The organism is Nocardia spongicola, from assembly GCF_047200775.1.
Classification (GTDB): Bacteria; Actinomycetota; Actinomycetes; order Mycobacteriales; family Mycobacteriaceae; genus Nocardia.
This window is the reverse complement of the sequence record NZ_JBJZOO010000025.1, coordinates 14,391-36,210: the sequence shown is the minus strand read 5'-3', so window position 1 is coordinate 36,210 and position 21,820 is coordinate 14,391. Positions and strand designations below refer to the sequence as shown.

At 60.7% G+C, this 21,820-nt stretch carries 20 protein-coding genes and 1 pseudogene; 13 read left to right on the top strand and 8 right to left on the bottom strand.

The genetic code is table 11. The annotated features are described in order from the left end of the window. A pseudogene (locus ACL02S_RS23265) lies at positions 1-544 on the top strand (DNA (cytosine-5-)-methyltransferase); the annotation flags it as partial. 446 nt (positions 545-990) lie between these two features. Then, on the top strand, positions 991-2,103 hold the full coding sequence (locus ACL02S_RS23260; protein WP_412804622.1) for a class I SAM-dependent methyltransferase: 1,113 nt from the start codon (positions 991-993) through the stop codon (positions 2,101-2,103). 357 nt (positions 2,104-2,460) lie between these two features. Here the strand turns inward: ACL02S_RS23260 and ACL02S_RS23255 are convergent, their stop codons facing one another. Further along, positions 2,461-2,772, bottom strand: a complete 312-nt coding sequence (locus ACL02S_RS23255; RefSeq protein ID WP_412804621.1) for a hypothetical protein — start codon at positions 2,770-2,772, stop codon at positions 2,461-2,463. Positions 2,773-3,841: 1,069 nt separating this feature from the next. Then, a complete protein-coding gene (locus tag ACL02S_RS23250) occupies positions 3,842-3,967 on the bottom strand; it encodes a hypothetical protein (RefSeq protein WP_412804620.1) in 126 nt (41 codons plus the stop codon). Positions 3,968-4,026: 59 nt separating this feature from the next. Here ACL02S_RS23250 and ACL02S_RS23245 point away from each other — a divergent pair, with 59 nt between their 5' ends. Then, complete coding sequence (locus ACL02S_RS23245; protein WP_412804619.1) at positions 4,027-4,698, top strand: hypothetical protein; 672 nt, start codon at positions 4,027-4,029, stop codon at positions 4,696-4,698. Positions 4,699-4,892: 194 nt separating this feature from the next. Here ACL02S_RS23245 and ACL02S_RS23240 read toward each other — a convergent pair whose 3' ends face one another. Further along, positions 4,893-5,096 (bottom strand): hypothetical protein, encoded by a 204-nt coding sequence (locus ACL02S_RS23240; RefSeq protein WP_412804618.1) that lies wholly within the window; start codon positions 5,094-5,096, stop codon positions 4,893-4,895. Here ACL02S_RS23240 and ACL02S_RS23235 point away from each other — a divergent pair. The 6 genes from ACL02S_RS23235 to ACL02S_RS23210 all read left to right on the top strand — a co-directional run bounded on the left by ACL02S_RS23235 (position 5,095) and on the right by ACL02S_RS23210 (position 11,942). Then, positions 5,095-5,406, top strand: a complete 312-nt coding sequence (locus ACL02S_RS23235) for a hypothetical protein (protein ID WP_412804617.1) — start codon at positions 5,095-5,097, stop codon at positions 5,404-5,406. The two genes, ACL02S_RS23240 and ACL02S_RS23235, sit on opposite strands and share 2 nt — an antisense overlap. A gap of 94 nt (positions 5,407-5,500) precedes the next feature. Continuing rightward, positions 5,501-6,157, top strand: a complete 657-nt coding sequence (locus ACL02S_RS23230; RefSeq protein WP_412804616.1) for a hypothetical protein — start codon at positions 5,501-5,503, stop codon at positions 6,155-6,157. A 317-nt stretch (positions 6,158-6,474) separates the two neighbouring features. After that, complete coding sequence (locus tag ACL02S_RS23225; protein WP_412804615.1) at positions 6,475-6,750, top strand: hypothetical protein; 276 nt, start codon at positions 6,475-6,477, stop codon at positions 6,748-6,750. Next, a complete protein-coding gene (locus ACL02S_RS23220) occupies positions 6,747-7,010 on the top strand; it encodes a hypothetical protein (protein ID WP_412804614.1) in 264 nt (87 codons plus the stop codon). Before ACL02S_RS23225 ends, ACL02S_RS23220 begins: the two co-directional genes overlap by 4 nt. A 1,754-nt stretch (positions 7,011-8,764) precedes the next feature. Continuing rightward, positions 8,765-10,744, top strand: a complete 1,980-nt coding sequence (locus ACL02S_RS23215) for a hypothetical protein (protein WP_412804613.1) — start codon at positions 8,765-8,767, stop codon at positions 10,742-10,744. A gap of 289 nt (positions 10,745-11,033) precedes the next feature. Next, positions 11,034-11,942 carry a hypothetical protein gene (locus ACL02S_RS23210; RefSeq protein ID WP_412804612.1) on the top strand — a complete coding sequence of 303 codons (909 nt, stop codon included), beginning with the start codon at positions 11,034-11,036 and terminating at the stop codon, positions 11,940-11,942. A 34-nt stretch (positions 11,943-11,976) separates the two neighbouring features. Here ACL02S_RS23210 and ACL02S_RS23205 read toward each other — a convergent pair whose 3' ends face one another. Then, positions 11,977-12,741: a hypothetical protein gene (locus ACL02S_RS23205; protein ID WP_412804611.1), complete on the bottom strand. Its 765-nt coding sequence runs from the start codon at positions 12,739-12,741 to the stop codon at positions 11,977-11,979. Between the two features lie 276 nt (positions 12,742-13,017). Between ACL02S_RS23205 and ACL02S_RS23200 the strand changes: the two genes are divergently transcribed. Continuing rightward, a complete protein-coding gene (locus tag ACL02S_RS23200) occupies positions 13,018-13,503 on the top strand; it encodes a hypothetical protein (RefSeq protein ID WP_412804610.1) in 486 nt (161 codons plus the stop codon). On the opposite strand, the gene ACL02S_RS23195 is transcribed toward ACL02S_RS23200, so the two are convergent. The 4 genes from ACL02S_RS23195 to ACL02S_RS23180 form a co-directional block, all read right to left on the bottom strand. Beyond that, positions 13,466-14,152 carry a DMT family transporter gene (locus tag ACL02S_RS23195; protein ID WP_412804609.1) on the bottom strand — a complete coding sequence of 229 codons (687 nt, stop codon included), beginning with the start codon at positions 14,150-14,152 and terminating at the stop codon, positions 13,466-13,468. The two genes, ACL02S_RS23200 and ACL02S_RS23195, sit on opposite strands and share 38 nt — an antisense overlap. Positions 14,153-14,703: 551 nt before the next feature. Further along, positions 14,704-16,614: an ATP-dependent nuclease gene (locus tag ACL02S_RS23190; RefSeq protein WP_412804608.1), complete on the bottom strand. Its 1,911-nt coding sequence runs from the start codon at positions 16,612-16,614 to the stop codon at positions 14,704-14,706. A 268-nt stretch (positions 16,615-16,882) separates the two neighbouring features. Continuing rightward, on the bottom strand, positions 16,883-17,470 hold the full coding sequence (locus tag ACL02S_RS23185) for a hypothetical protein (RefSeq protein ID WP_412804607.1): 588 nt from the start codon (positions 17,468-17,470) through the stop codon (positions 16,883-16,885). A gap of 159 nt (positions 17,471-17,629) precedes the next feature. Further along, positions 17,630-17,941, bottom strand: coding sequence for a hypothetical protein (locus tag ACL02S_RS23180; RefSeq protein WP_412804606.1), 312 nt, complete (start codon positions 17,939-17,941; stop codon positions 17,630-17,632). A gap of 528 nt (positions 17,942-18,469) precedes the next feature. Between ACL02S_RS23180 and ACL02S_RS23175 the strand changes: the two genes are divergently transcribed. The 3 genes from ACL02S_RS23175 to ACL02S_RS23165 all read left to right on the top strand — a co-directional run bounded on the left by ACL02S_RS23175 (position 18,470) and on the right by ACL02S_RS23165 (position 21,702). Next, positions 18,470-18,856: a hypothetical protein gene (locus tag ACL02S_RS23175; protein WP_412804605.1), complete on the top strand. Its 387-nt coding sequence runs from the start codon at positions 18,470-18,472 to the stop codon at positions 18,854-18,856. Positions 18,857-19,227: 371 nt separating this feature from the next. Next, positions 19,228-20,892 (top strand): DNA cytosine methyltransferase, encoded by a 1,665-nt coding sequence (locus ACL02S_RS23170; RefSeq protein WP_412804604.1) that lies wholly within the window; start codon positions 19,228-19,230, stop codon positions 20,890-20,892. A gap of 339 nt (positions 20,893-21,231) precedes the next feature. Next, positions 21,232-21,702, top strand: a complete 471-nt coding sequence (locus ACL02S_RS23165; RefSeq protein ID WP_412804603.1) for a hypothetical protein — start codon at positions 21,232-21,234, stop codon at positions 21,700-21,702. The last annotated feature ends 118 nt before the right edge of the window (positions 21,703-21,820 follow it).

The window sequence follows — 21,820 nt, the reverse complement described above, 5'->3', positions numbered from 1 at the left end:
TGGCTGGGCGGTGAACGCGGTACCGACGCTGAAGGGTGGCTCAGCGCTCGGCATCGCCAGCCCGCCCGCGGTGCGGCTACCGTCCGGTGAGCTCGTCACCCCTGGTATCACCGATGCCGAACGTCTGCAGGGGTTCGACGCGGACTGGAGCGCGCCCGCACTGCAGACACCCGGTGTGCGCAACGGTCATCGTTGGAAACTGGTCGGCAATGCGGTGAGCGTGCGCATGGCTGCCTGGGTCGGCGCCAGGCTGGCCGCACCACTCGAACCGATCCATGACGATCAGCCGCTGGCACCGGGCGCACCGTGGCCGGTCGCCGCGTGGGGACACGCCGGGTCGGCCTATCGGGTGCCCATGTCCACCTGGCCGGTACACGAGCCATACGAAGATCTGACCCACTTCCTCACCCGAGCACAGCTGCTCTCCGCCCGTGCCACGGCCGGGTTCCTGCGCCGGACCACCATGGGAAGCCTGCGTTTTCCACCCGGCTTCCTCGCCGATGTGGAAAGTCATCTCGACCGGATGGGTGGCTGGGCGGCATGACACCGCGGCCGGAGTACGCACCAGTAATCCTCACCTCGAACACCTGCCCGACCCCTACAACAACGTGGGAGCCATCAAATACCGCAACCTCGACATCACCGGCCAAGCATGGCAGATCACGGCCACCTCAGAAGGAATAACCCTTACACCGATCATGCGGTCGGACAACGCATCCACTGACTGACTATGCAAGATCAGTCACCACTACCGCCGCGGTAATCGGCAGCCACACCAGGGCACTACCAAGCACAGCCAGTTTCCCGACCTCGTCACAAAACTAGCCAGCACCAACAAGCCTGGGCTATTCATCGGAGATTCTGTGGCTGTATATGGCTGACACCGAACATTTCTATGCCCACACTCTGTGAGACACAGGGGTTCCGGAAGCCAGTCACAGCCCTAACGTCATAGCGCGGAAAGCGACAGTACCAAGCAGGAGGCGCGCAGTGGCGAAACTGACCAAGTCGCAGGAGAAGCTGCACGCGCAGGCGCTTGAACTCGTAGAACTCAAGCGTGCCTTGACCGAGGACGAGAAGCTGTTCGTACTGGAGCACTTCCAGGAGCTTTCGACCGCGTCCAACAGCACACACGGCGCATTCTTCACCCCAGTGGGGCTGGCGCGTGACCTCTCATTACACGTTCCAGACCACGCGCATCAGATCATTGATCTCTGCGCGGGGATCGGGGGACTCAGCTTCGGATGCCGTGACCTTCTTCGGCGGTGGAATGGAATGCCACCACGCGAATTCGTGTGTGTTGAGCGAAATCCGGAGTATGTGCGTATCGGCAAGCGGATCCTGCCAGAGGCACAGTGGATTTGCGGCGATATTCTCGACGTGCCCAGTATGGGGTTGGGTTGGTTCGACCTCGCGATCGCCAACCCACCATACGGGTCGATCAAACGTGCCAGCAATGCCAGTGGATACAACGGTCGCAAGTTCGAATACCACACCATAGCTGTTGCCGCCCAGATCGCCGACCAGGGGGTGTTCATCATTCCGCAGAACTCGGCACCATTCACCTACAGCGGTAAATCGTTTTACACACCCGATACCGGCGACCGCGAATACCAGAAGTTCCTCCAGGAAACTGGGCTCACACTGGAAGCGAGCTGTGGCATAGATACCTCCTATTACAGCAACGACTGGCATGGCGTCAGCCCAACGGTCGAGATCGTGACCGTAGACTTTCCCGGACGATCAGCCACCAGCGATAGCGAGCGCGCAGCATCGGTCGTGCGCACTCTGCGCCACACCGATACCGCTATCACCATCACCTCCCCGCAACACTCACCCGAACCGGCCAACCTCACAAACACCACGGCCAAGCGTGAACCGATCACAACTACACAGCACCCGCAGTTGACGCTATGGGCCAAAGAAGACAGTCCTCTCCACAGCCTGCCAACCGATCCCGTCACGGACCCAATCAGCGCTCTCGCCGCAGCATCCCAAGCACGCAACCAAACTACGGCACCAGAGCCGACCCACAACCAGACAAACGCACCAGATCCCGGGCAGTCGGCTCTTTCGGATCCCGCTCCCGATGTAGGAATTTGATGCTCTCCGGAATCACTGATCTACACATATCTGAGGTCGGAAGATTGGAACAGCTGGTGTGACATCTACCGATCGTGCTGCGTGCGCGGCCGTGCGATGGCTCAGTCGTTGCGCCTTTGCGCACAGCAGCACCGAACCCTGAACTGCAGGTCACCATCAGGCTGGACTTCACCGCACCCATCACCCGTTTCTCGCCGAGCACGGTGTCTGGGACAACGCGGTCACCATCAGGCTGGACTTCACCGCACCCATCACCTCCACCTTGAGCCGCTTCGCCGCATGACCGTTGTCGCAGCCCACACTGATTCTGTCTCGGATGTCGCTCTCCGATCTGTTCAAGCGGTTGGAGCCGAGTCGTCATGGGAGGTCTGGCAGCGGTTCCGGGCAGGTGATCGCCCCTGTCACTGTGACCCAGGAGATTCGCTCGGGATCGACACCGAATATCGCATCCGGCCTGACTACGGTGGCGGCGCTGAAGGACACAGTTCGCCGATCGGGGGCGAGCTCGATGATAGGTCCCTCCTCGCTGAGCGATCCACCCCAGGACGAGTGCGCTATCCACGAGTAGCCATTCTCATCGGGAAACGTGACGGTGAGGCCTGGAGAGTAGAAGGGTCGTCGGCTGTCGGTCTTGTGTTCGTAGGCCTTGTACAGCTCCAAATCGATCATGTGAGCACTGGCTGGGCTGTCAGGTCGCCGCGCAAGGTATTGCCAGCCGGTGAAGGTCGATGAGAGTGCCGGGTGGGTCATGCAGGAGATGTTCGTGGTATCGATGTATCGATCCGGCCTACCCATGCGCCGGAGATCTCGACATAGGCTGAAGGCACGTCGGCCGCGACGGACGATGATAGTGGTGGCGCGGGTATCTGTTTTGTCTTGCGCTGAAATATGATCCGTGGCTGTTCTGGCGTCGCGGCAGGTGCGGTCGTCGCCCTCGACGCCGGCCCCGCGGCGGCAGACAACGGAGGGTTCGAGGCACTGACACTGCTGGAGAGCGGAGCATATGCCTCACTGTTGCTCGGTTCCAGCGCCGCAGGGTCGTTACACCCGGTCACTCCGGCGGCCAACAACGCCCCGGCCAGCACGCGCCGGAAATCCCGACCGCGATGGGAAAGTCTCATTGGTCGATGATCTCGTACCGGCTGTGAATCTGTCTGGAACTGCTCGCAAAGTCCGAGTGCAGATCAGCAAGATGCCGTCATGTTCGGCGGTCACTTCGGCGTCGGCTTCGAGTCGAGGTCGAATTCCGCGCAACGGTACACGGGGAAGAGAGACACCAGCACACACCCGGGTCTCGCATCACAGCCCGCGGTAGGGCATAGGGGGATTCAGGCTGGTGGCGGGTTGGGTCGGGCAATTAGCAGGTGCCCGACCCAACCCGCGTGGATGTTCTGGCTCAGCCTTTGAGTTTGCGCATCTCCTTGGCGAGCGCCCATAGGGCACGGTTGAGCTTGACACCACCGAAGCCTCACTCAGCCACCCAACGATCACCTGGTCTGAATCACCACCACCACGACGCATCAAAGGATTGCTTTTGGTCAGCCAATCCCGCGCAGTGCTCGACGAACGCGCCACTGCGGTTGATCTGCTCGGTTGGGTTCAGGCATCTGACTGCGCTTGGCCTCAGTTACCCGCCGAGGTCCGTGACCCCTGGATGCCTTCCTTGAACGAGTCCGAGGTGCCCGCGGCGCCAACCCGGACGATGGCAAGCGGTACGAGCGCATTACCGGTCGATGCTTCAGGAGATGAAGGCTTTACTCGACAACCTCTCTGCCGCAACTGCCCACCGCTCGACGACCCACCCGAACCCGGTGTCGATGAGCTCGTAGCCCTCGCCATCGACGACCGCGCCTGGCCATCGCACCGAAGCGAACCTAGCTCGAGAACCGGATCCCGGCATCAAACATCAAGGATTTCAGCCCCATGACTGCCACTCCACCTCCTGAAAAGATGCACTTCACCCTGGTGTGCGATTCGCCCAACACCAGATACAGCTTCGCCCGTAACGAAGGCCTCTGCGACTGGCCACACCGCCGTTTCTCGACCACTGCCACCCCGCAAGAGGTCGCCGACAAATTCTACTCCTGTATGAATTCTTACCACGACATCGATCACATCGTCTTCACCGCGATCGGACGACCCCACCACCTCCCTTACCTCGAGGCCCACCTGGTTGACGGTCACATACGCGTGCACGTGGCACCGCTGCATAGTGCCGACTCCTCGATCCGCGCAATTGTGCACCGTCTGAACGCCGCAATTATCGATGAGTTCAAGGACCGCTCCACCATGATCGAGATCCCCCCGAACATCGTAGGATTGGATCGGTGGGCACGCACCGTACTTGCGCAAGCACCTACCACCAGTATCGATGCCGAGATCGCGCGCAGGGTTCAAAGCATGCTATACGCCGACATCCCTGAGACCGCACAGAAAGAAAACCGCGGCCTCGGACAAGCCTTGGCCGCCGCCGCAACTGCTCACTCAGGGTCAGCGAACCCGGACCCACAACCGGACAAGAACATCGAACCCTTGCCCGGCATCGACACCGGGCTCGACGACCCACCCGAGCCCGGACCAGCAATGAGTGCTTGACGTCCTCAATCGGCTTACTCGCCGGATCCCTGCTTACGAGACGCCTTCGACGAGCTGCTCAACTCTCCGCCACCACACCGCAACCTCACCCTCATCTCCTACCTACAGTGCGCCACCGAACAACACATACACGACGCCATCACCCGCTCCACTACCCCACGCACCTACCCACATTGACCGGCCACCGAAACGAACTACAGGTATCGGCGCTCTGCTGGGAACGGGATGATGTCGCTGGCAGGGTGACCGGTAACGGTGGTGACGTATTCGCGAGTGACGGGCGCGCATTCCGAGCAGGTATAGGTGGAGCAGTACGCGCCGGTGCGCAGGTTCCCGGCCTCGATATATCCGGTCCAGGTATCGGAGTGCTCACACGGCGCGTCGGGGCGGTCAGACATGGTCGGCCTCCTCGTGCATATCGGCGAGATTCGCGGCATGCCCGCCCTGGGTGAATCGCCGCATGATGTCAATGGCACCACCACCGACCGGAAGATCCGCGATTGCCTTGCGCACCTGACGATTGAGAGCTGGGGCGGCAAGCTCGCCATCGACGTACGTGTCCCGGCCTACCTGGATCCAGTCGATACTTGTCTAATCGACTGCGGTGACGGTGGCGACCCGCGAGACGGGACGATTCTGTGTGGTCATTCCGCCAATCTCCTTGTCGTTGTACGCAAAAGACCTCATCAGAAAGCTTACCCGCGCTGATCAATTAACAGGTAATATATGACATAGAAGGAAGCGGGGCCGGACACCCCACCCCCTTCGACCCCACTCGCACACCACGAAGGGAACAAAGGCAATGCCCCCCAACAATTTCGACACCCTCATCACCAAAGCGAAGCGCCGGTACGCACCCGAGTTGACCACCCTGGCTGAGCACGGCTACGACGCCCAGATCCGCGTCGTCGGCTACACGAACATCTACATTCCTATCGGCGAAGCCCGGGGCATCCCGCTCGAGATGCTCGTATGCAATGGCGACGGCCTGGTACTCGACGAAGACGACAGCGCCACCAGCACTGAGTGGTGCGCCGCTGTCTACTCTCGCCTCGGACCACCACTGGATATCTTCTGCTACAGCCACACCGCCATGGCTGCCGTACAGGCCGCCGCCAAGCTGCTCGACCACCCAGTCCGTGTCGCTGTTCTGTCACCCACCGGGCAGTGGTACTTCAAAATGCTGCCCGCCGCCGCGCTCGGTGATCCCCACGCCGAGGCAGCCCTGCTCGCACCGCAGAGCAATGGTGGACTGGTCTCGATGAACGTCGTTGTGCTCGACGACGACATACCTGGCTGGCCGCAAGGTTGCTCAACTCATTCGCACTGCCACCCCCTCGGCCGCGCAACGGCCGTCACCTCCCACCAGGACTGCGCGCACAACCACCTCACCGATTGGGCACACCACGGGTTCGGCAGCGACTGGTGGTCCGCGCTGATCGGCAAGGAGCAAGCATGACTGTTCGTGTAGCCCGATGAACGGGCTCGCCGTATGGGGTGGCCACCGTCGAGTGCGGCGAACTGGTCATGGCATTCGGCGGCCAGCTCTGGAAGGTGACAACCAGCAATCGTCTATTTCGCTATAGCAGGCACCACACGATACGCAGTCCAAGGGTGGCGCTGTTCGCAAGACACACCCTGCGCACTGAGTCAGGCGGACACGATGTGTGACATACACCGTCTCGAGATGCATCACGTATCTACCCTCACTCCATCCATGCGATGAACACCACGAAAGACCTGATGATATGAACAACCCGCACCACCGGCTGCAGCATGAACGGTCCCATCGAACAGCAGGCCACAGTCGCTATCGCCGACCATCATGGTGGCGGTCTGCACATCCTGGACCCCATCACCGGGTACCTCGCCGCGCAAGGGCTGAAGGTGCTGTCGTTGCCGACATGGCCGACCACTGAAGCGATCGCCACCCATCTAGCGCAGGTAACGCAGGAACTGCTACCGGAGTTGACTTTGACCGGGTTACTGGTGCGAGAGGGCTCCGCCAACCAAGCCCGCTGGACCCCCGACACCGTGGCGGTGTCCTCGTGAACCAGTACACCCTCGCAGTTTGGTTCCCCGGCGCGCTGTTGCTGCTGCTGCTCACCTTGAAACTCGCTGATGTCCTCACCTGGTCGTGGTGGTGGATCACCACACCTGTGTGGCTGCCCACCGTCCTCATGTTGGGGTTCCTCGCTGCCGTGGCTGTTATCGGGGTGGTGAAGCCAAACGGTCGCTTTTCCCTCGATCAGCGCCGGCCGCCCGGTGGTACTGTCCGTCTCGGAGGTCTTCGAGCCAACGATCCAAGGTGAAGATCCCGGAGTGTGGAGGATTTCTCTTGGTCTCGTGCTGGATGGCCGCATTGGGCGCTACTCGGCGCGGCCATTGTTCAGAAGTTCTCTTGGGCCAACCAGTTTGGGCCCACCAGTAGGGTTTCAGCTATCGGTAGACAGCTCGTACAGTCGGGCCCAGTTCGCACGACGACGAAGTCTCGGCCAAGAACATCATCGCCGTCTACGATGCCGAGCCTCCTGACGGCGAGTCGGTCACCACGCACCTGAGCGCCTACACCGCCGACCCGGTCGGCCGCTGCCTGCTCGAGGTTTACCAGTAAGCCGCAGCACCGAGCAGACACGCGTGCATGCCACCGACCAACCCACACCGTGCCCGCCGCCAGGAGTTCGACCGATTTTGCTCACGTACTCGTTCATCGGTGAGGACGGCAGAGCGCCGGGAGCCGTAGGATCGTCTGTGACGCGTGGTGCGCTTGTGGATGTGGAGTGTGAATCTTTGGGGCGGAAGACGAAGACATTACAGCCTGTATGTCCAGCATGCAGGAAGATTGCAGTCATCGACGAGGACGGGAACGTTGCCTTCCACACACGTGCGGATGGGTCCTTCTATTGCAATGTAAGCCCCGATCTGCCTGCGTCAGAACAACATCCGACTGGCGGCCTGACAGCTGCGGCGTCGGGAGCGGAGACCCAGGAGAGCCCTCCTCTGACTTCGCGGTGTTCGAGATGTGGGCGAGCAAGTAAACAAGGACGCACCCTGTGTCGTGCTTGTAGGCGTGATCTGCGCGATGCCGCAAGAGCTGTCGAGCAGCAGACCGAGCCCACGAAAACTACCGACGGGAATCAGGCGCTTTCTCCACGAGTACGCGACGCCACAAGAGCTGTCGAGCAGCAGATCAAGCCCGCGAAAACTGCCAAGGGCAATCGGGCGCTTTCTCCACGGCTACGCGCTGATCCCAACCGATCGTGGATTCTGGAGCGAGCGCGGGATGCGTTGATAACTGGATTGGGTTCTCATCGACAAACCGCCGGTATCAAGATTCTGCGTTCGATGGTTCCGAGGTTGATGCAGGATTTCGAAGCGGCACTGCCCGACGAGCAGACCCTCATGCTGCGCAAGGATCTAGCGACCCACGGTTTTACAGGCGAAGACGCGTTGGCGAATTTCGGGCAGACCGTAATTACAGATATTCGTCGACAACGTGAAGGCGACTTCCGAGGTGTCACTAATGGTGGGCTGCCCGGAACACGGCGATAAAGCGGACGTGGAATGCTGTACGGGCCAGCGTCGAACCACCCAACCTCAAGTGAGCTGTCGTATTGACCGGACTACCGCACCAGGAATCTGCGTGTTGTCTGTTACTGGCCGGTTCACGTAGGTACCACTCATGCATAGGACCGAATTACTCTGGTCGAGGTGCGTTCTGAATCGACCGCCGCAGAGGCCGGAATCCGATGCGCAGGCACACGCCGCGGATGATCGCAATCCCATCGGGGTTGGGACGATCTGTGCTCGCTGCTGCGTTCGAACCGTGACCGCGCGGTAACCGACGCACTTGCCGGTACACACCGCGGCGAAGATCTTTGGACACCATGATCGGTGCACCACTCGGGCCTACTTCGCGGTCTTCCAGGACGAAGTGACGACTTCTCCCCCAGATTGTGCGGCCACAGCATGTGTGACTTGCACGCTTTCTTGCTTCGTACCGCCCCTAATCTCCGAACGCAAGAAACTCCCAGGCATTTTGACCCGACCACGTGGAGGTAACATCGTGGCATTCATACTCCCCTACGCTCACATCGCCACGTTGGTGTCCGCAGCTGTCCAACTCGATGTCGCCGAACACGACGAGGGCGACGACCTTCACGCAATGCTTCAGACCACGAGCAACCGTGACACACTCATTGTCGACCAAGTCGCGTTCCGCACGTCTGACCTGACCACCGACTTACACCCAGCGGCGATATGCAGAGCTGTCGATGAATTTCTCATACATCTTGATGCGATCCACGACCGTCCACCATCTTCATCTACGAAGGATGTCGCGAGATGGTGCCAGGAGTTGCGTGAGGCTGCTGAGGATACTATGCGCCCGCATGAGCTGTTGCTGCGTTCGAGCGATCTTGATGGTCTGGTTCCTGCTTACCGCCTCGGCCGCGCCTACAAAGCGACGCCAGCGGGAATACAGGCAATCCAGACAGTGCCGAGGCTCGATTTCGATCAGGGTCCCGACGGACTAGCTCGCTACGACCTCATGCTCCGTAGAAATTTCATCGATGCTTTGCACGAGCTCGAACACAATCTCAGCTCAGAGATGGCGACACCGCTCGCCGATGCGGTCACCCGGCTGCGGGAGAGCATGTTGAAGACCGCTCTGATGCCAGAGACGTTCACCGCCGACGAGCGTGAGCGGGCACTGCACGTGTTCGACGATTTGTCCGACATCCACTGTGAACAGCGGTATCTCGCAGCTCGGATCTTTGATGCCGACGTGTACGACGTCTGGGTGGACTCGATGCGCTATGGCGCAGAAGCCGGAGACTGGGTGAGCCGGTTGTGTCGCTCGGCCGGGTTTGCTGATATGCCTTGGTTGCGGCGCGTTCCCGCCGGCAGACATCAGCCCCTGCCGTCGAATGAGCATCTTGTCGCAGTGCTACATCATCTTGTCGCCACTGTTGCTGAGCTACCTGACCACAACTGTGACCCTGACGCTCACGTGTCGTGGCTGGGGCGTGTCGATAGACTCGCAGGGTCCATCGCCGCGACTCTGGACAGCGACATGGTATCGGCTGGAGTGCGGTACCGGGGGGAGCGACTGCTTGCGGCGGTGACACAGCGGGTGATTGATCGGCCGCCGTCTGCATTCAGCGACGCGTTGATCGATGCTGTCGAATTCGAAGGCCTGCAGCGTGACATCAATACTACGATCGCCCAAACCATCGCCGTACATGACACCCACCGTCAACACATGATCCGCGCGGCCCACGCCGGCCACGGTCTTCAGTTCACCCCCGATCTGGGCCCCTACAACGTGAATGCCGAGGTCGGTTCCACCGAGCCCTCGCCGCAGCTGAGCTCACGCAACCAGCTCCACGCCTACCTCGATCGTTTGGTCCATCTGACCCGTACAGCCCCTCCTGGCACCGGATTCGATACTTTGGCCCGTCCCTTACTGTCCATCACGCCCAGTAGCCAACTCGTCGAATCGGTCGAGTTCGACAGACTCAACCATATTGTGGCCGCCCTCGCAGGAGGAGAGCCGTTGACGTTTCTCGGTGACCGCAGCGCATGGACGACTCTGGTCACCAGCCATCCTGACAACCGCTTCACCTCCTGGATCTCTTTCCGCGGATATGCACTCGACACTTCGACAAAAGCACGCACAGTGCCCCGGCGTGAAGTTGTCGACGCTATCGAGCTTTACGCGGAAGGACCACGCAACAATCCTCTAGTGCGCTCGCACTTCGATGATGCTTACTACTCCATCTATCACACTGACGTCTTCGCCCCTGAGGAACGCGATCGCTTCGGGCGGGTATCTCCTGCGCTGCAGGCCGGTGAATGCCCGCCACTGTGGCCGTTGGTCACCAATCACAACGGTGCCTTCAATCAGTGGATCCACACTGATACCGCGTTGGACGCCGTATGCGCAGCCAAACCGCTGGTTCAGCACCATAATCCAGCACCTCTCACGGAACTCGAACACACTGACACCGCATCGGCTCGTGAGGCTGGACCTATTGGCCCGTGATCGACTCAGCACCAGAGAATTCAACGGTATCAACCGTGCCACCGCTTACCGCTATCACAGCGAAGCCGCCACGGTATTCGCCGGGCACGCACCAGACCTGTCCGTATCCGACGGTCCCCTCGCTACATTTCAGTGATAGCAAAAACTGCCGCCATGCAGCGAAATATTGTTCGCTGACGAGGGCACACGCCGCAGCCAGCTCTACTGCGCTCTCACACCGCGAGTGCACCGTGGGACCAGACCTTCTGCCGTCGCTGCGATCCTGGAAACCACCGGGAAGGAAGCAAACGTGCACAACAGTGTCATCAACCTCGAATCACTCAATGCCACCCAACATCCCGACCGTAGTGTCCGCTGCGGTTGGGATCACGGGCTGCAGACATTCTACGTAACAGTGTTGGACAAAACCGCGGAAGACGACCTGATCCTGGTCGACGTCGGTGTCTTACCAGGAGAATTAGACACCCCTCAACAGGTGATCGACCTCGTAGCGGCCTACGCAGCAGTCCCCAGCGACCTCGAGAAGAAGCTCACAGACCATCGAGCTGCTGATACCGCGACCCCCAACAGCCTTGCCCGAACGCCAGGCCATTCGCTGTTCATGTCGAAGGGCATGATCTCTCCCGCTGTCGTCGCCACCCGTGCAACCGCGCAACCACGCACCCGCCCGCCACTTGATGCGCGGGTAGATTACCTGTTGATCGAACCGGATGGCACCAGCAGCTACGGTACCTGCACCACCAACGAAAACCTTTTGAAAGCAGTAAATCTGCGGATACCTGGTTTTGTAGTTCCTAAGAGCTGGGGGGATATGTGTGTGTGGTACGACGACGATTTTTTCTTCGCCACCGACCCGCCGCGACTGCACAACCCGCTTGCCGACTACGTGATCACCAATCTCGGATTCCCACATCAAGGCTGGGGTGGCAATATCGCAGTCAGCATGAACTGTGACCAGTCCGGCGATACACCTCCTCTCACAAACAGCGTACGGGCGCGACTCGACCAACTGCTCGACAAAGCCCACCCACCCTCCGGCTCCGTCACCGCCGATGCTGACGTCGGGGTGGATGGCATCGATGCCGTCGCCACAGTTCGCGGTGCCGCAACGCAGACGTCCTCCACGTCCGACACGACTGACACGGTGCAGTTCGATCATTCCGCAAGTATCGACACACAACCTGGTCCTGGCCTATGAGAGGAGGAAAGCGCGAGGAGGGCAGGGTGGTCGATCATCGCCGTGCCAGCGACCGCCCCTTCCAGAGGTGCAGCTGAGTGGGATCGTTGACGCCGCGGCGAGGGAGGAGAGTCCCGGTCAGCCAATCCTCGGGGAGCCAGAGCTGATCTGGGTTATCGAACTCGGCAGCCTCGGCGAGGCTGCGAATCGACTGGTCAGCAAGCTGCAAGAACAGGGCGAAGCCAGAGCGCGCGATCGTTGTGTTGATGGTCTGGCCGCCTGCGGCGTCGGAGTGCTCCACCCATTTGAGCAGTTGTGGGAGCGCTCGGTGGGCAACCCCGTGGCGGACGTCGATCAACCAGTCGACGAGCTCGGTCAGCAGCGGATCGAGTCCTTCTGCGGTGTAGCCGAATCTCAGGAACACGCCGGGACAGTCAGTCGCAACCAGGATTCTCCAACTGTCGGGCAGTGTGCCACCAGATGCTGCCTTGAGAGTGCCGACAGCTGTTGAACGCCCACCTTGGCTGTTCTTGCTGATCTTGTTGAACCCGCCGCTATCAGCGTCGCCGGGCCGGACCAACATCGGATCGTCTGATCGCGCCAGGGCGCTGATGTCAGCGACGAATCGTTCCCAGACTGCAACGCTGAGCATGATGATCAGCGGGTTCAGTGTTGTTCGTGGCTGATTGCGTGAAACCCGGCGTTCGTTGTGGATGAGGATCAGGTCGATGACTTCGCTGAACCCCTTCCGGGTGTCGTCAACGATCCGGGCGAACGCTTCTCTGTGCTCGCCAGTCAGTTGGCGGGCTTTGGTGCCCATTGGTCCCCTGTTTCATGAGCACTCTTCGGACAAGTGCCTGCGCAAGGGGAGACTCTAGCAAGTCGACTTTCCTGTTGCAGAATGCATTCGGTCATCCACAGGTCTTGATCATCTCTCAACGTCGCGAGTGTGCTCTCTGCACTTCTATCTGCATAAGTGGTGTGTCACTCAGTATGTCGTACGGCATGTTGGTCAGTACCGGATCCGCAGCTGCTAATCGCAGTACGCGACGCGCTCACCACCGACACTCCGGTGCCCACAAAGGAATTCCCGCCCATGACTGTCACCTGCCACCACACCCATACCACCACCTACGGCACAACCATGCGTTGCCCGGACGAGCCGAACTGCCGTCAGTTCCCTACCCGACAAAATCGTTGCGCCGAAGACTATGAACACGAAAAATATTCTGTAACAAAAATTTTCGCCGACCACGAAGAAGCGATGCGCACTGACATCACCACGCTGGTCGATATCACCAGACAGCTGCGGCACCAGAGAATAAGCGCAGCAAGATATGTGGAGATGCGCGCACAAGCCGACGAGATCAATCGTCGGTGGCGAACTGGCCCGTATGCAAGGCACTGGCAGGACCTCGTCGATGCCTGCCACGATTGGACTGTCATCCCTGAGGTGATGACACACATGCTCGACGGGCTTCTCCGCCATGGCGGGATCGGGATCAGTGAGGTGAAGCTGCGTAGCCTGAAACAGGCGCGCACACTTACTGGCCACAATCCAGTACGGCCACGTTCTGTGTGAAGGACCGCGCCCTCCTGTGCCGTTGCTCTAGTGCTACGGCCGTGAGGATCAATATCGTGGCCGTCACGGTTGTCACGGTCAGGTGGGCCACTCCGATGACCGTCCCGATCACCGAGGCGGCGACTGCTTCATTTAGTCCGATGATCCCGGCAGTAGGTGCATCCACCACCTGCAATGCCCACCAATAGCAGGCAAAGCCAGGCCCCAACAGTCCAGCACCGATAACAGCCAGCTGCGCCGCTTCGGCTGCCGAGGGCAACGTCATACCCAGCAGCGGCAGACCCAGCAGTGCCGCGGTAGCCAACTGCAGCCCTGCCGAGGCGATCGGGTCTCTGCCTCCGGAATGGGCTGCAACCATCGAAATCAGCGCAGCCACGCATCCAGCGCTGACTAAAGCCAGCACACACGCGATCGCGATCCTTGCACCACCAGCAGAATCCGCATTGCCTATAGCGATCAGCACGATCGCAGCGATCACCAACACGAGTTCGGTGATCAACACTGTGCCGACCTTCCGGCGGCCGGCCACGACCTTGGCGACGATCAACAGCACGGGCGCGGTTAAGTGCAGCGCGACCACAACCGGCAGTGGCCCGAGCCGTAATGCGATCACGAAGGTTACGAGGTTGACCGCTTCCAGCAGCCCCAATCGTAGGAAGAAGCCCCCTCGATCCGCGCAACCGCGACAGGTTCGCCGCCGCGAACAGCAGTGATCACCAACAGGGTGGCGGCCGCTACAGCGGCCGCCACCGGAGCCGCACCGACTCCAGCGCCAACCTGAGCGATCCAAGCGCTGGATGCACCCCACAATGTCGTCGCAACCACCATCATCCCGACCGGCCCCCACCGTAGCGACCCGATTCCGGCTGGTCGCGCAGAGGCGATCATGCTGTTTATCCCCTTTGATCAACTGAGGCCGAACAGTGCGCCTATATCTCCACATAACGGGATAGCCGAATCTGTCGCAGCACCCACCACAGGTGTGCCTTGATCTGAGTGAACCAGTCTGCGACCAGCTGCGCAGCTGACATCGGCGGTGTTCGAGGGCGGCGGCAGGCTGACATCGGCGCCCTCGAACACCTCGGCGGAGACAACCGTCAGTAATGGCTGATCACGACTTGAAGGACGTGTCGCTGGCATCGACGCCAGTATCGGTCTTCCGCTTCAGATCGATTCTTCCATGCGATGATCGGAGGTTACTCAGGAAGGCAGCATGCTGTTGAGCGTGTCGAAAAGCTTCTCTGCTTTGTTCAGAGTGTCCTCAGAGATGTTGGGCACGAGGTCATTCTGCTCGCGGAGGAGTTTCGCAGCTGGTTTGTAGTGGTCGAATTTGCTGTTCGCGATGTTGTTGTCACGGAAGTACGTTTCGATCTGTCGGACGATTCTCGGGTCATGGGGATTGAGGTCTGCTGGGCTGATCGGCTGGTTGAGGTGTTGTTGGTAAGCGCGGTTGACAACGTCGAGATAGAAATCTGGTTCGAAAAGGTCTTCGATGTCGGCGTCCTTGTTGCCAGTGAACTGGCCGATCTCGAGTAGACCTCCCTTGGCAAGTTGATCATTGTCGCGCAGACGTTTGACCGCGCCGAGGTCTTTGGTGCTGGAGTCGACGAGAACTGCGACGTGAATCTTGTTGGCTCCAAGTAGCGTTACGAAGGTCGAGAGCTTGCCGGAGCCGCCGATCGGGGTTTTGACCCAGCGTGAGTCCAGTCCGGTGCGGCCTTGCTCTGTGAGTGCGTCGGAGAGGATGTCGAGGTAGATCAAGTCGCTGGGCCCCTCGAGCAGCAATGTGTGTTCGCCGATGAACAGGTTCTGGGTCATCTCGATGCCCATCGAGGCGTAGAGGGGGAAGGCCGTGTCCTCGTCAGCTTTGAAGATTTCAGCGGAGACCTTGGTACCGACATCGTCATGGTCGATGACAGTCCGGGTGCGCTGTAGGTGGTCGGCGGAGACCATGAACGGTGAGTGTGTGGTGTAAAGGACCTGATGGTTGGGTGCCAGCCGTTGGTCAATCAACCGCAGGAGGTCTGCTTGCGCTCGACCGTGCAGTGACAATCCGGGCTCATCGAGCAACAGGATGAGGTCTTGTTCGGCGGCTTCTTCCAGTTCAGTGAAGTAGGCCAGGAAGGAGAAGAACCAGACGAACCCGCGAGAGCGTTCGTCGAAGGGTACCGATGCTCGATGACGGCTGTTGTCGACACGGATCTGCAGAATCGGCCCTTCGTTGAGGGGAGCCTGAGCCCCGGCTTCCGGCTCGAAGGGATGCAGTTTGACTGCAAGCTGCTTGTTCTGGGACCAGTACTCGAACACCTCGTCGGAGATACCCCCGCTGGCATTCTCCAGTTCGCGGATCAGGTACTCGTGGTTATCGCTGGTATTGAAGTCTTCGAACTTCGCCCCAGCCATGCCCAGCAAGCTTTGAAGTGCCTGTTCACCGCGGTTGAGGGACGACTTGCCGCGGCGCCGGATGAGGTCCGGGATGGAAACCTTGCCCGGCATGGAGTCGTAGTCGTCGAAGTAGACGAACTTCGGCAGTTTTGGGGAGAGGATTTTGTGTAAGCACTTCCAAGCTGTGCCTCCCCACTCGTCCAGTTGCTCAAGAAGATCGGTCGCTGCGGTGGGGAGGTCGGGAAGTTTCCGCAGAGCCTCGGTGAAGTCCTCGATGGTTTCCGTGGGCTTGATTGCTTCCCGTGAGGTCGGGTCGAGGCTCTGGACCAAGTGGGAGACCATCTTCAGCTCATCGTAATCGAAGCTGAACGTGCCAGCCGTTCTGTAGCCTCGTGTGACCCTGACGAGGCGGCTGGTAAGTGCTTCGCTGCCGAAGTATTCGGTCACCGAATCGACTTCAGCGTCGGTGAGCTCGAAGGTCGCTTCGACAGCGGGAATGAATCCTTCGAGTGTTTTGCGGTCTCTCGATCGCTTCGCCGGGTAGTCGATGACTTCGTCGAATTTCGTCGACTTTTCGACGGGGTTCAGCCGGTAGAGAGCTCGCAGGATCGCTGTTTTGCCGGACTCATTCTTACCAACCAGGCAGGTCACATCCGGATCGACGTCGAAAATGCCGGAGTCCTCGACTGACCGGTAATTGATGACATGAGCATTGACCAATTTCACCGTTCACTCCTCCGCAGGATTGTTCCGGCGGAGGCAGAAAGGCCAGGGCAGGACTCGAACTGCCGCCGTGGGCATACCGGCAATACGAGTGTTTCAAGGGAACCCTCCTACCAACAACCCGGAGGCACCCCACCCTGTCCCTCATGCGCGTGCGCCGGGGTTCTGTGCCTTCGAGATCGTAATGGCCGCAACCGACGCAACCGAGGTAGGGTCCGCATTCAACGGGCGCTGGTGGCTGGTATCGAGGTCTGCCACTGAGATCTTGCTGTCAGCGGAGGTCGTGGAGGGCGTAGTTGAGTAGGCCGTCATTGTGGGCGATGTCTTCTGCGGTGAGTTCCGCGGCAGCCGAGCCGAACCAGGTGGAGGGGTTGCCCGAGGTAGCGGGGCAGTCGGGGCTGTCGGGATTCTCGGTGAGCCATGCCCTCAGGTCACCGCTGAGTTCGAGGATCGTCTCGTCCTCGTTGTCCTCGATGTAGAAGTTGGAGTGGCCACCGAAGCCGTCGGCGTCGATGTGGTCCCAGACGCAGATGACCCGCACGCCCGCCAGATCACTGATTTGTCCGAGAATGGCGTTCGCCTTCTCGGGGGTGTGCCCAGCGGCCAGGCTCCCGCGCAGCTCGGCCGGTGCCAGACATGACGAAAGGTTCTCGGCCAGCACCCTGGTGCGGTCATCAACGATTCCGCCGACGACTTCGCTGATCACCTCGGGAATGGTGGAGGTACGAATGTTGCGGCGAAGACGTTCTACTTCACTCGGGGTCAACCTGTATCCGCCCCACTGGACGACCTGTTCGAGACTGATGAACGGCTCCAGCTTGTCGGCAGGCTGCGGGGATGAGGCAAGATTCAAGCTCATTGCGATGCTCCATGGTTGATTCGAGGGGATATGTACGAATAGTGATCAAGCGCCGACGCAGTGGGTGAAATAACCGTGATCGGCTCGCCCATCAGAGGTTCGGTTAGAGGCGGCCGGTGATCAGGTGGAGTAGGCCGTTGGCAGCCACGAGAATCATCACTACATCGCCTCCGTCTCGCATCTGGAGATAATCGCTGCCTGCACGGCGGCTGCGAGCTCGGGATCGAGATCCTCGATATGAACGATCCGTTCCTCGACGAGTCGGCTGGCACCGTCGTGGCCATGGATATCGTCGATGTCGGCGAGCTGATCAGCGTTCTGGAATGTGCGAACGTCGCCGCGCCAACGCATACTGACAGTGCCGTCAGGCCACTGCACGAGGTCTGCAACATCGCCGGTGCCGGAGTAGCCCGTCACGTCGATATCGCGGCGAAGGACAAACAGCTTCGGGCGGTTGGAGGGTTTGGTCATTGATCAACTCCTGGGTACAGGGCCGGGAGATGGTGGCCCCCACTTCCCGGCCGCGGTCGTGCGAGCGGGAAGTGTGTGCACGGTCTGGAACGGCGGCGGCAGATAGCCTCTGTCCGAGCCGCTCTCACATACAAGGGGTCGCACCGCAACTGCGATGAGAGGGCCATTCGGTGTCGGCTCAACACCTTCTGAGCCGACACCGAAACAATACCAACCTTACCAACCTTTACGAATTGCTCGCAAGCGCCAGAGGGGAAAGCCGCCGAACGCCAGCGGTACGCTACTACCCTCGCGGCCGAGCGGGCCGAAAGGTTAAACGCCCACGGAGGGGCTGTCAGCCTTTCCGTCTAGCGGAGAGCGGGCCTCGATGAAACAGGAACCCACCGAGAGCGCTCCGTTATCGTGACTTCTTGCAAATCCGAACCTTCCGGGCCATACAGCAAGACGTCCACCTTCCGCCGCAGTGCGCCACCTCGACATCGAAGGTTGGAATGGTTGGTAATTTTGAGGGCTATGCGAGGCATATCCATGACGGAGCTGACCACCCTGGGGTGGGGCACCGTCCTCGACGACGCTGCCGCCGACGAAGAAGCATTCGCACTCCTCGTCCGAGGCAAACCGCGAGCAGTGCTTATGTCGGTGGGCTCTTGGCGATTCGGGCGTGGTGCAGTCGACGTCCCCACCTCCGCGATCGAACGGGTCACCTCTCACCATGTTCGCCAGAACCTCGCCGGCTTGCGCGATGCCGCCCGCAGCGGCCGACACATCCTTATCACCCGTTATGCTGGAATCCGCCACGACGCTGGCACCGAGAACCCCACCGAAGACCCCACCGTCGTCGCGGTCCTCGCCCCCTACGACTGGACCACGAAAGCCCTCTCCCTCGGCGACATCGTCACCACCGCCGACGCCTAGAACGCCCCACCCCGCGTCATCGGCGTCCTCCTTGGCCTGAAAGGACCAAGGATTCCTCCCAGCGTCCATACGGGACGCTCTCGGTTTTCATCGACGGTCGCCTCCCTGTCCATCTCCAGGGCAAGCACCGCCAACCTGGTGGCTTCTGCGTTCTTCGCGGCATTAGCATCCCGGCGGACGGGGCGGCGGGCCGGTGAACGCATAGTTGATGAACATTCCGGTAAATCCATTTCAGGACAGTAGATTTCGAGAAAGAACATGTAATCCAATCAATTAACGGGTAATATATGACATAGAAAGAGGCGGGACCGGACACCTCACCCCTTTCGACCCCACTCGCAAATCACGAAGGGACTCCCATGCTCAACTTGATGGATTGGTTTTGCGGCGCTGGCGGCTCCACCCAGGGCGCGTCGACGGTGCCCGGTGTTCGCGTCACCCGCGCGGCGAACCACTGGGACAAGGCCATCGAAACACATGCGACGAACTATCCCGAAACCGACCATTTCCTCGGAGATCTCAGCACTGAGGAGGCCAAGGAGCAGATCGCGAAATGGCCTGTGGCCGACATCTTCTGGGCCTCGCCGGAGTGCCCGCAATGGTCCTCGGCGCGAGGCAAACGCCGCGACTTCGATAACACCCTCCAAGGTGACCTGCTAGAACTTCAACGTGACGAAGAAGCCGACCGCAGCCGGGCTCTGATGGAAGAAGTCCCGATGTACCTGCGCGGCGTGATCGAGCGTGGAGGCCGGGTCCGCGCTGGGGTCGTGGAGAACGTCGTCGAGGTCCGCCAATGGGACCAGTGGACCCGCTGGATCGGAGAGATCCGCGCCCTGGGCTACGGGGTCAAGGTCATCGCCTTGAACTCCGGCCACGCACAGCCGGTCCGCACTCCCGCCGCCCCGCAGTCCCGAGACAGATTGTATGTCGCTTACTGGGATCTCAAGCTGGGCCGCGAGCCCGACTGGAACAAGTGGCTGCGTCCGCTGACCTACTGCGTGGCCTGCGACGAATGGGTGCACGCACTCCAGGTCTTCAAGAAGCCCGGTGCCGACATGGGCCGCTACCGCACCCAGTACGTTTACCGCTGCCCTCACATCAGCTGCCGCAACGCCGTGGTCGAACCGCCCGCACTTCCGGCGGCCGCCGCGATCGACTGGAACCTGCCGGGTACCCGCATCGGCGACCGGGACAAACCTCTGGCCCCCAAGACCATGGAACGCATCCGGGTCGGCCTGCGCCGCTACGCCTCGATGGTGCCGATGATGGTCCCCGCTGGAGGTACCTGGCGTGACGACGCCACGCAGGTCGTCGAGCCCATGGGCACCCGCACCACCCGCGAGAACGACGGCATCGCGATTCCGCAGCCGTTTCTGGCGCTGTTGCGCTCGGACCGACCCCGCACAATCGGGTTGCACGAACCGCTGGCCACGATCGTCGCCGACGGCTCCAATCACGGTCTGGTCGTCCCACCGCTGATGATCCCGATGGAAAGTCGCGTTGGCAAGGAAGCCCCGCTGGCCACGATGCCGCCGCGCACCCAGACCACTCTCAACGAGACGGCGATGACGTTCCTGCCTTTCGTCGCCGAACTACGCGGTGGCTCCTCAGACGCGCGGGCGGTGACCGAGACCTTGGCTACTGTCACCGCCAGCGGCAACCACCACGGCCTGATCACCCCGCCCACTGGGATGTCGGCTGAACTGTGGAACTCGCTGCTATTGCCTTACTACAGCACTGGCACCGCCCATCGGGTCACCGAACCGATGGGGGCGGTCACCACCCGCGACCGGTTCGCTCTAGTCGAGACGATCACCGAACGTGACATCGACGACGTACGGTTCCGCATGTTGGAGCCGCATGAGATCGCCGCCGCCATGGCATTCCGCTCCGACTACATAGTGCTGGGCAACAAGCGCCAACGCGTACGCCAGCTCGGTAACGCAGTCACCCCGCCCGCCGCCGAGATCCTGATCTCTGCGCTGGTGGAGGCCATCACCGGCGAAGAACTCGACCGCTACGCCCAGGCCACCTGACCAACCAGGAGGGGACCGCATCCCGGTCCCCTCCCTTTTCATCCGCTTCTGCAACGAGCCTGAATGACTGACCGGACGAAAAGGAAGCCTCCGAAGCACGGCATCGCCCGCGACCAGGCCAACGGCTATCTGAGAGCCCCTAAGGATCGGACGGCCGGTGAAACCGTGGTCGTGGGACCACGGCCGGACACACCGACCGCCCGATAGGTGCCCCACTCGCAGAAGAAGGGCGCCATCGAGCCTATCAAGCCAGCCGACCCGAGAAGAAGAACCACACCGATGAACCCGCCCAGGCCGGCAGCCACCCAGTGGGCCAGAAGACCAGACAACAATAGGGTTGTGGAAACCCTGATCACGTTGAAGGAATGGGCCGCCCTACGCGGCCGCAGCTACGGCTCGATCCGTAACACCTGGACACGCCGCGATGATTTCCCGGCACCAAAAAGGACACGCCCACGCACGGGCAGAGGCACCCCCGCACCACTGTACGAGGCCGCCGATCTGGACGCCTTCGCCGACTGCTGGGAGGCTGCCCACCGTCCTACCTTATTCCCGATGCCTGAAGGACCCGACGAATTCCGCACTCTCGGCGCCATTGCCCACTTGCTCGGCGTCAACAGTAAAACCGTGACCCAGTACCGAAGAATCTTCGACAAGACGGTCGACCACGAAGACCGCGGCAGCCGCACCATCTACCGCACCCGCGGCGTTATCGACACACTCAATACTCGGCTCGGCATGGGCATGGCTCGCCCGCACCTGCAGCGCTCCCCCGGTAATAGCAGTTCGTCTCAAACACCAGCCATATGACATCAACGAAGCGGGCAGACATCGTCCGGGTCAGGACACCTTATGGTGTTCGCCATTCGCATGCTGAGCGATCACGGCGAGGAGTTCGCGCACGCAGGCCGGACGCTGCTCGCCTATC